Raw genomic sequence first — 13,959 nt, 5'->3', positions numbered from 1 at the left:
GGGGGTATTCCAATGTTTCGTCGCCGCGCACGACCTTGATCGTCTGCCCCACATGCCCCGCCAGCACTGGGGCGGGCGACGCCGCCAGCACTGGCGGCGAATCGATGATCAGGATGCGGCCCGGGACGCCCTGTTCGAGCTGCGCCAGCAACGCATCGGTGCGCGCCGACGCGAGCAGTTCGGTGTCGTGCATATGCCCGGCCCCCGCGGGCATGACCTTCAGCCCCGGAATATCGGTCTGGATCAGGCAGTCGCCCAGCGGCAAATGCGCATCGGCGAGCGCGTCCATCAGCCCCGGACCATCCTCCAGCCCCAAGGCTTCGAGCACGCTCGGCTTGGCAATGTCGGCGTCGATCAGCAGCACGTCATGGTCGGCCTCGACCGCCAGGCTGAGTGCGAGGTTGACCGCGGAGAAGGTCTTGCCCTCGCCCGGGTTCGCCGACGCGATCAGCACGCGGTGGCCGCGCGGCAGGATCGGGCGATTGCCGACGCCACCGAAATTGCGGATCAGCTCGCGCTTCACGATGCGATATTCTTCGGAAATGCCCGTGACCGGGGTACCCGGCACGATCATCCCGCGCGCCGCAAGGCGCTCGCGGTCGATCGTCCCCTGCCGCGCCGGCACGATCGCGGGCGCCGCCTTGGCGATCTCCTTGCGCGGCGAAGACTTGGGCGTCGGTACGGTTTCGATCGTCGGTGCGGCCTCGGCGACGGGATGGGCGCTTTCGGGCGGTAAAACTTCGGCGACGGGTTCCGCCTTGACCTTCTTCGCCCTTTTCGGCGCTTCGGGCGGCAGGCTCGACACGTCGATCGTCGGCGCATTGGCGGCGGGATCGAGGCCGAACATATCGGCTGCGCGTTCGAGGAGCGAGGGCGGGCGCTTGACTTTGCGTTGGTCGTTCATGTCATCGTCCCCCGTCACGCAACCATGCCGCGCTGGATGAATTCGGCGACCAGCAGCAAGGCGTAGAGGCCGACCAACGCTCCGCCGCCGCTTGCCAGCCACACCAGCTTCTTGCGCCGTTCGACATGGCGTTCGGGGATGACCACTTCGGTGATCGAACCGATCACCGGCAATCCGCTGGCACGCTCCAGCTTAGCCGCTGTGGCATAGCTGGTGCGGACCTGGGCGAGGCCAAAGGCCGCGGCGACGCCGCCGCCCATGCCCGCGAGCAGCACCAGGGTCAGGAACAACGGCCGATTGGGTGCCGCAGGGCTGGTCGGTTTCGTCGGCGGATCGAGCAGTTCGATCTTGATCGCGTCGGTTTCGGTCTGCACGTCGCCGCGCATCCGCACCTGTTCGCGCTGGCCCAGCAGCTTGTCATATTGTGCCTTGAACGCGGTATATTCGCCGTTGATCCGGTCATATTCGGCGGCGATGCCGGGGTTCTGGATTTGCTGGCTCGTGATGCGCGCGATGTCGCCGGTCAGCTGCGCCTTACGCGCGTTGAGTGCGCTCACCGTCGCCTGTCGTTCGGCGCGCATCGCGGCGAGCGAGGCATAGGCCGGGTTCTGCGAATTGCCACCGCCGCCGCCCGCGCCTTCGCGGTCGGCCATGGCTTTCAGCGACGCGATCTGGCTTTTCAACGCGATGACGTCGGGATGCGCGTCGGTCAGCCCGCGCGAACGCATCGACGACAATTCATTCTGCGCCCCCGCCAGCTGCTGCCGTGCGACACCGCCGCCGACGCTGCCCATCCCGGGGACGTTGATCGTTGCCGGGGTCGCGGCAAGCTGGCCGTTCGCCGCCGCCAATTGTGCCTGCGCCGCCACGAGTTGCGAATCGATCTGGCCGAGTTCGGCGCGCGCTGCCTCGACGCGCTGCGCGGGCGATCCGGCGCCGCCGGGGATCAGCCCGATATTCTGCGCCTCGAACGCCGCCCGCCGCGCTTCGACTTCGCGCAGCGCCTTTTCGCGGTCGGCGATCTGCGCATCGAGAAATTTCAATCCCTCGCGCGCATTCATCCGCCCGCCGCGCAGCTGGTCGTCGCGGAACACGGTAATCAGGCTGTCGAGCACGCCCGACGCCAGCTTGGCATTGTCGGCATCCGACAGGCTACCGACACCCACGCTCGAAGTAATTTCAAAGATATTGTCCTGCTGCGGGATCACCTTGATGCTCTTTTGCAGCATCGCGACCGCGCCGGCTTTCTCGCGCTCTCCGGCACCCGCAGGCAGCAGGCCGGTGGTCGCCGCGACCTTTTCCAGATTGCGCGCGCTGGTCAGCGTTTCGCGGATCTGGTCAATCCGCTGACGACCGCCATAGGCACCGCCCTGCGGATCGTCGGGCAGGATTTCGTTGATGTCGACGAGCAGCCGGGCGCGCGAGTCATAACGGTTGGGGATCGACGCGATCGCCAGCCAGCCGAGAATGCAGATGCCCCACGCCACCGCCAGCACGAGCCACCGGCGCGTCCAGACGCTATGCAGCGCCACCCGGAATTCGTCGTAAAGGCTGTTCATCGGTTGCGATCAATCCTTGGGAGATGAGACTATTGGCCGTCGTTCGGGGTCAGAACATGCTTTCGGGGATGATGATGACATCGCCGGGCTGCAACCGCACATTGGCCTTGATATCGCCGCGCTTGATCAGGTCGTTCAGCCGCAGGCCAAATTCCTGCTGCTTGCCGCTACCCTTGTCGAAACGGACAAGTCGTGCCTTGTTTCCAGCCGCATATTCGCCCAGCCCACCGACTGCAATCATTGCGTCGAGCACGGTCATGTTGGCGCGGAACGGAATCGACGCCGGTTTTTCGGTCGCGCCGACCACGCGCACCTGCTGCGAAAAGGTGCTGTTGAACGTCGTCACGATCACGCTGACGATCGGGTCGGTGATATATTGGCTCAGTTGCAGCTTGATGTCCTGCTGCAACATCGTCGGGGTCTTGCCGACCGCAGGCATGTCGGTGATCAGCGGGGTGGTGATCCGCCCGTCGGGGCGCACCTGCACCTTGCCGCCAAGCTCGGGGTTGCGCCACACAAAGATCTGCAGCTCGTCGAGCGGGCCGATGATATACTCTTCGCCCGGCCCCTCCTGATTCTGGACAAAGTTCGCGCTGGGCAGCTGCGGCGCGCTGCTGCCGCCGCTCGCGCAGCCGCAAAGCGCAGTCGCCGCGATACCGGAAACGAGCGCGGCGCGGGCGACGCGAAGCGAGGGGAACGAAGCCATAAACAATCAACCTTTCGTGCCGCGGGCCGCCGCCGCGGCGCAATCCCCGCGACGACCGTCATTGCGTCAGCTTCCGCTCTTGCTCGAAAAGGGTGAACATAGAGTTAGTATTGCGATAAGTGTGACCAGCACATCGGCATAACTGTCCCGTTAAGAAACAGGTTTTGCCGGGTCAGATCAGCATTTCGCGCGCCGGACCCTGCCCCAGGAACGCCGCCGGGCTCGCGCTGGCGCCATAGGCCCCCGCCTGAAATATCGCGATCAGGTCGCCAACGTCGGCGCGCGGCAGCGCGACCTGATCGCCCAACCGGTCGAGCGGGGTGCAGAGGCAGCCGACGACCGACACTGTTTCGGTCGGGTCGCGGCCGAAGGCGTTCGCGACCGCGATCGGATAGTTGCGACGGATCACCGTCCCGAAATTGCCGCTTGCCGCGAGCTGGTGATGCAGCCCGCCGTCGGTCACCAGAAACGTCTCGCCATGACTCGACTTGCGATCGACGATACGGGTCAGATACACCCCCGCCTCGGCCACCAGCCAGCGCCCGAGTTCCATCGCAAAGCGGCTGTCCGCGAGCACCGCGGGCCGCGCCGCGAGCGTCTCGCCCAGCGCCGACCCGACCGCCGCGGCATTGACCGCTGTATCGCCGGGAAAATAGGGAACCCCCATCCCGCCGCCCAGATTGACCAGCGGCGGCGTGGCGCCGATCTCGTCCGCCAGCCGCGCCGCCAGCGCGACGGTCTGCGCCTGCGTATCGGCGATCGCCGCCGCATCAAGTGCCTGCGATCCCGCAAAAATATGGAAACCCTGCCAATCGGCCCCCGCGGCAATTAGCCGACGCACCAGCGCCGGAACCTCGGCAGCATCGACCCCGAACGGCTTGGCACCGCCGCCCATCTTCATCCCCGATCCTTTGAGGTCAAAGTCCGGATTGACGCGCACCGCAAGGCGCGGCGTCACCCCGTTCCGTGCCGCTATCGCCAGCGCGCGCGCCGCTTCGCCCGCCGATTCCAGATTGAGCGTCGCCCCCACGATAATCGCCGCTTCCAGCTCGCGGTCGCGCTTCCCGGGTCCGGCAAAGCTGATGTGCGCCGCCGCCATCCCGCTGTCGATCGCCGCCTTCAACTCGCCGCCCGAAGCGACATCGAACCCGTCGACCAACCGCGCCATGAAGGCGAGCAGTGGCGGATAGGGGTTCGCCTTCATCGCAAAATGGAGCTGCACTTCGGCGGGCATCGCAGCGCGCCATGCGGCGACCCGTGCGGTCAGCATCGCGCTGTCGTAAACGAACAGCGGCGTGTCACCCGCCATGTCGGCGAGCGTGTCGGCGCGGTCGCCGCCGATCAACAACATGCCGTCTTCGTCGGCGGCAAAACCGGGCGGGATCGGACCGTGCGGCTTCATGCCGCCACTCTCGCGGACGATAAATTGGGCTCCCGGCATCCGTTCGTGTCGAGCGAAGTCGAGACACCCATCGGGGCAGCGCTCAGTCGATGGGCATCTCGACTTCGCTCGATGCGAACGGAGAATTTAAACATCATGGCACTCATGCCCCCAATGGGCGGCGATCGCCACCCGGTCGAGCTTGCCATTCGGATTGCGGGGCAGCGCATCGCGCCATTCGATCGCCTGCGGCTGCATGAAATTTGGCAGGTTCTGGCGCAGATAGGCAGCCAGCCCTGCTTCGTCGGCGCCCCCGCCCTTGCCTCGAACGATCAGCACGATCGCCGCGCCCAACCGCGCATCGGGTACCCCGAACGCGACCGCTTCAAAAATCAGCCCCGACGCGACCGCCACCTCCTCGACCTCGGTCGGGCTCACACGGTTCCCCGCAGTCTTGATCATCGCATCGTCGCGCCCGACAAAATAGAGCAAGTGATTGGCGTCGCGGCGCACCGTGTCGCCTGACCAAACCGCCATCCCGCCATAGCGCGACACGCGCGGCGCCGGTTTGAACCGATCGGCGGTCCGCTCCGCATCCTGCCAATAGCCCTGCGCGACCAGCGGCCCGCAATGCACCAGCTCGCCCGGTTCCTCGTCGGCGGTGATCGTCCCGTCGGGGCGGCAAACCAAAATCTCGGCGTGCGGGATTGCACGGCCCATCGATGTCGGATGATCGGCGACGAGTTTCGGCTCCAGATAGGTCGACCGAAACGCCTCGGTCAGCCCGTACATCGGAGTGATCTCCGCGTTCGGAAAGGTCGCCCTCATCGCGTCGATCAGCGACGGCGTCAGCGCCCCGCCGCTGTTGGTCAGGCGCTTCAGATGTGCGGCCGCCTCGGCGGGCCAGTCGCTCTCGACCAATTGCACCCACAAGGGCGGCACCCCCGCCAGCGTCGTCGCGCGGTGCCGCGCCACCGCCTTCACGACGTCACGCGGGGTCAGATAATCGAGCGGCGCCACCACGGCGCCCGCATACCAGGATGACAGCAGCTGGTTCTGCCCATAATCGAAACTCAGCGGCAGCACCGCGAGCACCCGGTCATCAGGGACGAGCTTCAGATAGGACGCAACACTCTCGGCCCCCAGCCATAAATTGGCATGGCTCAGCATCACGCCCTTCGGCCGCCCGGTGGAGCCACTGGTGTAGAGGATCGCCGCCAGATCATCGGGATCGGCAGCCGAGGGCGCCAGTCCCTCTCCGCTCGAATCGATCACCGCCTCGGCGACCTTCAAATCCTGCACCACGCAATTATCGGGCCGCCCGTCGCCCAGCATATCCTCGCGCGCGCCATTTGTGATCAGCAGCTTCGCCCCGCTATCCGCCAAAATATGCGCCACCTGCGGCCCTTTTAGCAGCGGATTGACCGGCACATGGATCAGTCCCGCGCGCGCCGCCGCCAGCGGCATCAGACACGCTGCCCTCGTCTTCGCGACCCAGCTTGCGACCCGTTCGCCCGGCCCGCCCGCCTGACCCAGCAGCCACGCCGCCAGCCGCGCGACCCCCGCATCCAATTCGGCAAACGTCATCACCCCATCACCGATCAGCAGCGCAGCCGCGTCCGACGCGCCGCAGCGGGCGAGATGGTCAATCGGCCTGGATGATGGGTTTTCGGCTTTGGTCATCGGCTGTTAGGAGTGAAGTGATAGAGGGCGACACCATGCAAGGGAACGGTGAACATCACGCTAATGATGAGCGATTGCCCGCGACAGCGCGCGCGGCGGGCTTCGCGTCGCCCTTCGACCGCGCGGCGTGGTTCGACCTGCTCGAAGCGTATGGCTTTGCCGGGCAGGGCCGGGTCGACGCGCATGGCCGCGCGGGCGGCGTCACCGCATGGCTGCCGCTGCGGATCGACGAGCCGGGCGAGGTCGCGGGCCTCACCAACTGGTACAGCTTCGCGATCCGCCCGCTCTATACCGGCGACGGCGACTACAACACCGCCCGGCGCGCGTTGTCCCAAAATCTCCGCCGCACCGCCGGACGCCTGACGCTCTATCCGGTCAGCGACCCCGACGAGCTCACCGCCGCGCTCCGAGCCGCGGGCTGGTGGGTCAAAGCCACGCCCGCGGGCGACCGCCACTGGCTTGACCTCGGCGATATGGACCATGACGCTTGGTGGACCAGCCGCCCCGGCGCGCTGCGCAGCACCGTCCAGCGCAAGGCAAAAAAGGGTATCGTCGATATCCAGCTGCTCACCGCCTTCGACGACGGCAGCTGGGCAGCCTATGAACAGATTTATGCGGCCAGCTGGAAACCCGAAGAAGGCCACCCCGCGCTGCTCCGCGCCTTTGCCGAGGCCGAGGGCGCGCGCGGCACCTTGCGGATGGGCCTCGCGCGCATCGAAGGCATCCCCGTCGCGGCGCAGTTTTGGACCGTCGAGGACGGCACTGCCTTCATCCACAAGCTTGCGCATGTCGAAGACAGCCTCAAGGCCTCGCCCGGCACCTTGTTGTCCGCGGCGCTGTTCCGCCATGTGATCGAAGTGGACGGCGTCAAACGCATCGATTTCGGCACCGGCAACGACGGTTACAAGCGCGACTGGATGAACCGCCACGACCCGCTGTGGCGGATCGAGGCTTTCAATCCTTCGCGCCTCGCGGCATGGGGACCGGCACTCAAGGCCTTCGCCCGTTCCCAGCTGAGGAAAGAATCGTGACCGAACCCGATACCGTCGACGCCACCCTTCGCGCCCTGCTCGCCGATGTCCTTGGCCTCGGCGAAGACCGCGCCGCGGCGCTGACCGCCGACAGCGGCCTGTTCGGCGCGCTGCCCGAGTTCGATTCGATGGCAGTCGCGACGGTCCTGACCGAGATGGAAGACCGCCTCGGCATCCTCATTGACGATGACGAGATCGATGGTGAGATCTTTGAAACCTACGGCAATTTGCTGGCGTTCTCGCTACGCAAGGTTGGCGAGTGATCGCCACAATCTACTTCTTATTGCTCCCCCGCGAAGGCGGGGGTCCATCTCCTGCCGGCGCGATTTCGAACCGTAAGGTGATGGGTCCCCGCCTTCGCGGGGACACACGAACGGCCTGAACGATGGCCGAGCATTGCTTCCGCATCCACCCCACCGGCACCCCGCGCGCCACGATCCTGATCGTCCCGCCGCTCTTCGAGGAAGCCAACCGCACGCGTCGCACTTTGGTTCTCGCCATGCGCGCGCTGACGGCGGACGGTTTTGCCGCCCTGCTCCCCGATCTCCCCGGCCAGAATGAAAGCCTCGTCCCGCTCGAAAAGGTCGAGCTTGCCAGCTGGCAAAACGCGCTCGCCGAAGCAGCCGCGACCATCGACGGCCCGCTGATCATCGCCTCGCTCCGCGGCGGCGCACTGATCGACCACTACCCAAAAGCCGCCGCCCGGTGGCGACTCGCCCCTATCGGCGGCGCCTCGCTGCTCCGCACCCTGATGCGCGCGCGCATCGCCGCCGACCGAGAAGCGGGGCGGACCTCGTCGCTCGACAGCCTGCAAGCCGAAGCCTCGACTGTACCGCTGCTCCTGGCAGGCAACAGGCTCTCCCCCGCCATGATCGCGCAGCTCGGCAGCGCTGAAATCCAGCCCGTCGCCCCGCTCCGCTCCGTCACCCTCGGCAGCGGCGCCGACGTCATCGCCGGAACGCCGCTATGGCTGCGCGCCGAACCCGGCGAGGACGCCGCCATGGCCAAGGCGATCGCCGCCGACATCGCTGCATGGAGCAAGACATGCGGCATCAGCTGACCTTTCCCTGCGAAGGCGCCACCCTCGCCGCGACGCTCGACAACGCGCCGGGCGCTACCGGCCTGCTCATCGTCTCGGGCGGCAATGAAATCCGCAGCGGCGCGCATCGCGGCATGGCGACGCTGGCGCAGCGCATCGCCGAAGCCGGTCACCCCGTTTTCCGTTTCGACCGGCGCGGCATCGGCGACAGCGAGGGCAAAAACGGCGGCTACACCAGCAGCGCCCCCGACATCGCCGCCGCGGTCGCCGCCTTCCGCCGCGCCGCGCCGCAGCTGACCCGCATCATAGCCTTCGGCAATTGCGACGCCGCCAGCGCACTGCTGCTTCACCAGCCGCTCGCACTCGACGGCCTGATCCTCGCCAATCCGTGGACTTACGAAAGCGACGACAGCGGCGAAACCGAAGAACCCGCGCTGCCCCCGGCCGCAGCGATCCGCGCGCGCTACCTGGCGCGGCTGACCGACCCCGAAAGCCTGCTCCGGCTGCTCAAGGGCGAAATCGATATCAAGAAGCTGGCCCGCGGCCTGTCCGCGCTGGGGCGCCGCTCCGCGCCCGCCGCGCCCGGCAGCCTGTCCGCCCGCCTGAGTACGGCGCTCGCCACCCTGCCCTGCCCCGCAACGATCCTGCTCGCCACCGGTGATCGGACAGCGCAGGCGTTTGTAGAAAATTGCGATCCGGGCGCAGTGCCGGTTGAACGACTGGTCAGCGCCTCACACAGCTTTGTCGGGGATGACGGGGAATGGCTGGTGGCGCGCGTTCTGGCGATTCTTAACGCTACCCTTTAGGGGAGGGTAGCGAGACTTGGCAGCTTTCTGCCTAGTCGCAGCGGGTGGGCGCCAGCGATCTTGCCCAAGGCCGCAAGCCCCACCCCAACCTCTCGAGGGGCTTTCGTAGATCAGGCCTCAACCAACGCCTTATACTCCGCCTCAGCCAAAAACCGCTCGGCATCCAGCGCCGCCATGCAGCCCATGCCCGCTGCAGTGACCGCCTGGCGATAGACCTTGTCGGCCACATCGCCCGCCGCGAACACCCCTGGGATCGAGGTCAGCGACGTCCCCGGCGTCACCGCCAGATACCCATCGCTATCCAGCGGCAGCTTGCCCTTGAACAGCTCGGTCGACGGACTGTGGCCGATCGCGACGAACCCGCCATCGGTCGGCTCGTGGCTCGCCTCACCCGTGACGGTGTCAATCAGATCGACACCTACCAGCCCCGAAACGCCCTCACCCGCGACGAACCGGTCGACCTTCTTGTTCCACAGCACCTTGATCTTCGGATTGGCGTGGAGCCGATCCTGCAAGATCTTTTCGGCACGCAAATGGTCGCGGCGGTGGATCAGCGTCACGTCGTCGCTGTGGTTGGTCAGGTACAGCGCCTCCTCGACCGCGGTGTTGCCGCCGCCGATCACCACGACCTTCTTGCCGCGATAGAAGAAACCATCACAGGTAGCACAGGCCGACACACCCTTTCCGCCCAGCTCCTCCTCGCCCGGAACGCCCAGCCATTTCGCCTGCGCGCCGGTCGCGATCACGAGGGTTTCGGCCATATAGACATCGCCGCCGTCGCCGGTGATCTTGAACGGGCGCTGCGACAGGTCGACGTCGACAATCGTGTCCCAGATCATCGACGTCCCGACATGCACCGCCTGCGCGGTCATCTGTTCCATCAGCCACGGCCCCTGCACCACCTCGGCAAAACCGGGATAGTTTTCCACGTCGGTGGTGATCGTCAGCTGGCCGCCGGGTTGCAACCCCTGAACGACAATCGGCATCATCCCCGCACGCGCGGCATAGATGGCGGCCGACAGGCCCGCGGGGCCGGAGCCGAGGATGAGCATCTTGGTGTGGTGAACGCTGGGCATGACGGTCTTTCAAAGGGCTGTGCGGACACGCACAGATGGGTGTTGCCAACCGCGCTAGCAAGGGTCATCTTCCACGCCAAGGGGAGTCCGAAAAATGGCAAGCTGGTGGGAACGTCATGGGGTGCCGCGGCTGATCAAATGCGCCTGTTCGCAGGGGCAGATCATGAAGCTGCGCAGCGAGGTCGTACCGCACGCGCGCGGAGACGTGCTGGAGCTCGGCTGCGGCGGCGGCATCAATATGGAATTTTACGATCCCGCCGGCGTCACCAGCTTCACCGGCCTCGACCCTTCGCCCGAACTGCTCGCGATGAGCCGCGCCGCGGCGCAGGCACGCGGCATGGCGGCCGACATTCAGGGCGGCTTCGGCGAAGCCATGCCGTTCGGTGACGCGCGCTTCGACACCGTTGTCACTACCTTTACCCTCTGCTCGGTCGCCGATCAGGCGGCGGTTCTGGCCGAAATCCGCCGCGTGCTGAAACCCGGCGGCACCGCGCTGTTCCTCGAACATGGCGCCGCGCCCGATGCCGGGGTCGCGAAATGGCAGCGGCGGATCGAACCGGTGTGGAAACGCATCGGCGGCAATTGCCACCTGACCCGTCCGATTTCCGGCGCTTATGAACAGGCAGGCTTTGCCGTCGACCGGCAGGCCGCCGCCTATATTCCCAAAACCCCGCGCCCGTTCGGCTGGTACGAATATGGCGCTGCGCGGCTAAACGCCTGACACGTCACGCCTTCTCGCCCACCTCAACCAGCCCATGCCCCACACTCACCCGTTCATCGAACACAAAACAGCTCCCTTGCCAACGGCTTTCTGCCGCCGGAACCTGCTCCAGATACGCCAGGATGCCGCCCTTCAGGTGCACGACATCCTCGACCCCTTCGTGGCGCAGAAACGCCGTCGATTTTTCGCAGCGGATGCCCCCCGTACAGAACATCGCCACCCGCTTCCCCGCAAAACGCTCGGCATTGGCGCGCCACCAGTCGGGGAACTCGCCAAAGCTCTTCGTCGCGGGATCGACTGCGCCGGCGAAACTCCCATAGCCCACCTCAAACCCGTTGCGCGTGTCGATCAGCACCGTGTCCGGATCGTCGACCAGCGCGTTCCAGTCGGCGGGATCGACATAAGGCGCCGCATCGCGCGCCGGGTCGAGCCCCGCAACCTTCAGCGTCACGATTTCCTTCTTCAGCCGCACCTTCAGCCGCTGGAACGGCATCGCCGCCGCGACCGAATATTTGACGTCGAGCGCGACGCAGTCAGGCAGCGCGCGAATGTGGCCCAGCACCGCGGCAATCCCGGCCTCGCTGCCGGCAATCGTGCCGTTGATCCCTTCGCGGGCCAAAAGTAACGTCCCCTTCACCCGTTGCGCGGCGCACAGGTCGATTAGCGGCTGGCGCAGCGCGGCGGGATCGTCGAACGGCGCGAAGCGATAGAGGGCGGCAACGGTGAGGGTCATAAGGGCGGCCCCCTTAGACAAAAGCCGCCGTCATTGCGAGCGAAGCGAAGCAATCCAGAGCGTTTTATGCACATTCTGGATTGCCGCGTCGCTTCGCTCTTCGCAATGACAGAGCTTTTTTATCCAAACGGATCACTCCGCCCCGTGGCATAATGCGCCATCGCCATCGTCGTCCATTGCGCGTTCACCCGGATGCAGCTGGGAAAAACGCTCGCGTCGGTGACCAGCACATTGGTCGTCCCATGCACCCGGCAGTCCAGATCGACGATGCCATGCGAAGGATCCTCATTGATCGCATTGCCACCATGCGGGTGACTGCTCGATAGCGTCACATCATCCTGTTCGCGGATCGCGTCCGCAAAAAAGGCGTCGATGTCCATGTCGGGCGTCACCACCTGCCCCTTGGCCAGCGCCGGATAACATTCGATCGCCCCTGCCGCGAAATGCACCTTGGTCAGCGTCGCCATCGCATCGCGCAGCACCGGCAGGTCATCGGTGGCGTCAAGCTGGAACTGCAATTTGTCGTTCACCACCCGCCCGCGCCGGTCGGCGGGGAACAATATGCCCGCCGAATGCACGCGCCCGAAATTTTTCATCCGGTCTGCATGGTCGGCGAACCAGCCCGGCATCAGCGACGCCATCGACATCGGCGGCTGGAAATGGCTCTCAAGCAGATAGTCGCCGACATCGACATAGCTCGACATCTGATCCTCGTCCCAAGCGTCGCCGCCAACCCCGTCGAGCATCAGCGCAACGACCGGCGAGGCGACGTTCAGCGACACCTGATAGCCGGTGCCGTCGATGTCGCTGCGGTCGAGCAGCTTCGATGACGCGATCGTGCCGCCCGCGACCACCACGCCGACCCGCGCCCGCACCATCACGCGCGCGTCGCCTGGCAGGATCAGCACCACCGCCTCGGCCTCGCGCCGCCCGTCATAGGCGGTCTGCCAGACGATCCGTTCGGCCTTGGTATCGGGCAGGATGCGCGCGCCATAATCGCGGCACGCCGCGGGCAAATAGGTCTGCGCTACCCCCATCCGACGGCCATAGGGACAGCCCGAATTGCAGTATCCGCAATAGGCACAGGCTTTAGGGGTATTCGGCGGCCCGAAATTCTTGGCGAACCAGTCGGTGATCGCGCGCGCATCGCGCGGCTTGCCCGACGCCCCGGCATAAGCCTTCCACCCTTCTATCAGGTGCGGCCCGTTGTGCCGCCCGCTGCGCGGTTCGATCCGCGCGATGCCCAGCTTCGTCTGCACCGCATCATAGCTGGCGTGAAAGGCCGCAGCATCGATCGGCGCCCCGATGCTCGCCCATTTCGCCAGCACATCCTGCGCGTCGGGGTGCGTCCGCCCCGCCTCGTTGACGCGCAGACAGATGCCGTTGTTGATCGTGGACGACCCGCCGACGCAGCGCCCCTGGAACACCACAAAATCGCGGTTAGTCGATGTCTGGAGCGCGCCATGCTTGTAGAGGCTTGCGATCATGTCGAGTTCGTGGTGATGGATCTTGTGCGACGGGTAAAACGGCCCCGCCTCGACAATCAGCACCTTGTAACCCTGCGCCGCGATATTGTGCGCCGCGACCGCGCCACCCGCGCCCGATCCGATGACGACGACATCATATTCGTCGCCCAGCGTGGTAGCATCAAGGATATGCGCCGGGTCGATCTCGCGCCCCGTGACGGGCGTGATTGGCATCTCGCCCGCACCGCGAGCGCGGTGTTTGGGCAGCGTGAACCCGATCTGGCGATGCACCGGGTTGGCGACATTGGCGTCCTGATCGCCCGGCGTCAGCCCCGACTGCCAATGGCCATAATAGCAGGCGTAAACAATCCCGCGCAGCCGCGCCATGTCCTGAAACAGGTCTATCTGGCTGTTCTGGAGCCGGTTCTTCAGCTTGGCCGCACGCCCGGCAACATCATCCTCGGTGAAAAACGGCCCGCCCAGCACGACCTCGGTCGCGGTCAGCGACAGGCGTATTTCATCGAGCTTAGTCCCGCCGACCTTTTCGAACAGCTGACAGATATTGTCGACGACCTGACCGGCTGTGATCGCCATGTCGGCGCCATGAAACAGCGCCTCGGTCAGCGCCTTCAGAAATTTGAGCTGCCCGAAATTAAACGGTGCTGTCATCGCCCTGCCCCCACATTGCCCTGCGCCAAAGATGGCGCGTTATAGCGGGCCGGGGCAAGACATATTGTATGGAAGCGGCGGTAAATGAGGAACCTGCTGGCCTACCCCCTCTCGCTTAGAGAGGAGGTAGGGGTGGGCGCGCGAGCGACAGCGAGCCAAGCGAAGTACGCCGCCTTTGGCGGCTA

General features: G+C 65.8%; 13 protein-coding genes. 5 read left to right on the top strand and 8 right to left on the bottom strand.

Annotation, left to right across the window (positions count from 1 at the left end; genetic code table 11):
* The 5 genes from K0M74_RS01120 to K0M74_RS01100 form a co-directional block, all read right to left on the bottom strand.
* Window positions 1–904: P-loop NTPase (locus K0M74_RS01120; protein WP_293967066.1), on the bottom strand; the 904-nt coding region annotated here is incomplete at its 3' end.
* A 14-nt stretch (window positions 905–918) separates the two neighbouring features.
* Window positions 919–2,463, bottom strand: coding sequence for an XrtA system polysaccharide chain length determinant (locus K0M74_RS01115; protein WP_293967064.1), 1,545 nt, complete (start codon window positions 2,461–2,463; stop codon window positions 919–921).
* 49 nt (window positions 2,464–2,512) lie between these two features.
* Entirely contained in the window at window positions 2,513–3,169 is a 657-nt protein-coding gene (locus K0M74_RS01110; protein WP_293967062.1) for an XrtA/PEP-CTERM system exopolysaccharide export protein, read from the bottom strand.
* 172 nt (window positions 3,170–3,341) lie between these two features.
* Entirely contained in the window at window positions 3,342–4,571 is a 1,230-nt protein-coding gene (locus tag K0M74_RS01105) for a pyridoxal-dependent decarboxylase, exosortase A system-associated (protein WP_293967068.1), read from the bottom strand.
* Between the two features lie 126 nt (window positions 4,572–4,697).
* Entirely contained in the window at window positions 4,698–6,233 is a 1,536-nt protein-coding gene (locus K0M74_RS01100; RefSeq protein WP_293967060.1) for an acyl-CoA ligase (AMP-forming), exosortase A system-associated, read from the bottom strand.
* 35 nt (window positions 6,234–6,268) lie between these two features.
* Between K0M74_RS01100 and K0M74_RS01095 the strand changes: the two genes are divergently transcribed.
* The 4 genes from K0M74_RS01095 to K0M74_RS01080 all read left to right on the top strand — a co-directional run bounded on the left by K0M74_RS01095 (window position 6,269) and on the right by K0M74_RS01080 (window position 9,109).
* Complete coding sequence (locus K0M74_RS01095) at window positions 6,269–7,264, top strand: GNAT family N-acetyltransferase (protein WP_293967058.1); 996 nt, start codon at window positions 6,269–6,271, stop codon at window positions 7,262–7,264.
* Window positions 7,261–7,527, top strand: coding sequence for an acyl carrier protein (locus K0M74_RS01090; protein WP_293967056.1), 267 nt, complete (start codon window positions 7,261–7,263; stop codon window positions 7,525–7,527). Before K0M74_RS01095 ends, K0M74_RS01090 begins: the two co-directional genes overlap by 4 nt.
* A 122-nt stretch (window positions 7,528–7,649) precedes the next feature.
* Complete coding sequence (locus tag K0M74_RS01085; protein ID WP_293967054.1) at window positions 7,650–8,324, top strand: hypothetical protein; 675 nt, start codon at window positions 7,650–7,652, stop codon at window positions 8,322–8,324.
* Complete coding sequence (locus K0M74_RS01080) at window positions 8,309–9,109, top strand: hydrolase 1, exosortase A system-associated (protein ID WP_293967052.1); 801 nt, start codon at window positions 8,309–8,311, stop codon at window positions 9,107–9,109. The genes K0M74_RS01085 and K0M74_RS01080 overlap by 16 nt, the downstream gene beginning before the upstream one ends.
* A 110-nt stretch (window positions 9,110–9,219) precedes the next feature.
* Here K0M74_RS01080 and trxB read toward each other — a convergent pair whose 3' ends face one another.
* Window positions 9,220–10,185 (bottom strand): thioredoxin-disulfide reductase, encoded by a 966-nt coding sequence (gene trxB / locus K0M74_RS01075; RefSeq protein ID WP_293967050.1) that lies wholly within the window; start codon window positions 10,183–10,185, stop codon window positions 9,220–9,222.
* A gap of 94 nt (window positions 10,186–10,279) precedes the next feature.
* Here trxB and K0M74_RS01070 point away from each other — a divergent pair, with 94 nt between their 5' ends.
* Window positions 10,280–10,906: a class I SAM-dependent methyltransferase gene (locus tag K0M74_RS01070; protein WP_293967048.1), complete on the top strand. Its 627-nt coding sequence runs from the start codon at window positions 10,280–10,282 to the stop codon at window positions 10,904–10,906.
* Between the two features lie 4 nt (window positions 10,907–10,910).
* Here the strand turns inward: K0M74_RS01070 and K0M74_RS01065 are convergent, their stop codons facing one another.
* Together K0M74_RS01065 and K0M74_RS01060 are read right to left on the bottom strand one after the other, a co-directional pair.
* Complete coding sequence (locus K0M74_RS01065) at window positions 10,911–11,639, bottom strand: rhodanese-related sulfurtransferase (RefSeq protein ID WP_366932618.1); 729 nt, start codon at window positions 11,637–11,639, stop codon at window positions 10,911–10,913.
* A gap of 119 nt (window positions 11,640–11,758) precedes the next feature.
* A complete protein-coding gene (locus K0M74_RS01060; protein ID WP_293967047.1) occupies window positions 11,759–13,774 on the bottom strand; it encodes a GMC family oxidoreductase N-terminal domain-containing protein in 2,016 nt (671 codons plus the stop codon).
* Window positions 13,775–13,959 lie beyond the last annotated feature (185 nt).

The organism is Sphingopyxis sp. (assembly GCF_019459305.1).
Lineage (GTDB): Bacteria > Pseudomonadota > Alphaproteobacteria > Sphingomonadales > Sphingomonadaceae > Sphingopyxis.
Note: the sequence above shows the minus strand (reverse complement) of the source record. Positions and strands in the feature narration are given on the sequence as shown.

What these genes read in the sequence shown, in the direction of transcription:
- K0M74_RS01115 (WP_293967064.1), bottom strand. Translation starts at nt 2,463, where the DNA reads ATGAACAGCCTTTACGACGAATTCCGGGTGGCGCTGCATAGCGTCTGG.
- K0M74_RS01110 (WP_293967062.1), bottom strand. Translation starts at nt 3,169, where the DNA reads ATGGCTTCGTTCCCCTCGCTTCGCGTCGCCCGCGCCGCGCTCGTTTCC.
- K0M74_RS01105 (WP_293967068.1), bottom strand. Translation starts at nt 4,571, where the DNA reads ATGAAGCCGCACGGTCCGATCCCGCCCGGTTTTGCCGCCGACGAAGAC.
- K0M74_RS01100 (WP_293967060.1), bottom strand. Translation starts at nt 6,233, where the DNA reads ATGACCAAAGCCGAAAACCCATCATCCAGGCCGATTGACCATCTCGCC.
- K0M74_RS01095 (WP_293967058.1), top strand. Translation starts at nt 6,269, where the DNA reads ATGCAAGGGAACGGTGAACATCACGCTAATGATGAGCGATTGCCCGCG.
- K0M74_RS01085 (WP_293967054.1), top strand. Translation starts at nt 7,650, where the DNA reads ATGGCCGAGCATTGCTTCCGCATCCACCCCACCGGCACCCCGCGCGCC.
- K0M74_RS01080 (WP_293967052.1), top strand. Translation starts at nt 8,309, where the DNA reads ATGCGGCATCAGCTGACCTTTCCCTGCGAAGGCGCCACCCTCGCCGCG.
- trxB (WP_293967050.1), bottom strand. Translation starts at nt 10,185, where the DNA reads ATGCCCAGCGTTCACCACACCAAGATGCTCATCCTCGGCTCCGGCCCC.
- K0M74_RS01070 (WP_293967048.1), top strand. Translation starts at nt 10,280, where the DNA reads ATGGCAAGCTGGTGGGAACGTCATGGGGTGCCGCGGCTGATCAAATGC.
- K0M74_RS01065 (WP_366932618.1), bottom strand. Translation starts at nt 11,639, where the DNA reads ATGACCCTCACCGTTGCCGCCCTCTATCGCTTCGCGCCGTTCGACGAT.
- K0M74_RS01060 (WP_293967047.1), bottom strand. Translation starts at nt 13,774, where the DNA reads ATGACAGCACCGTTTAATTTCGGGCAGCTCAAATTTCTGAAGGCGCTG.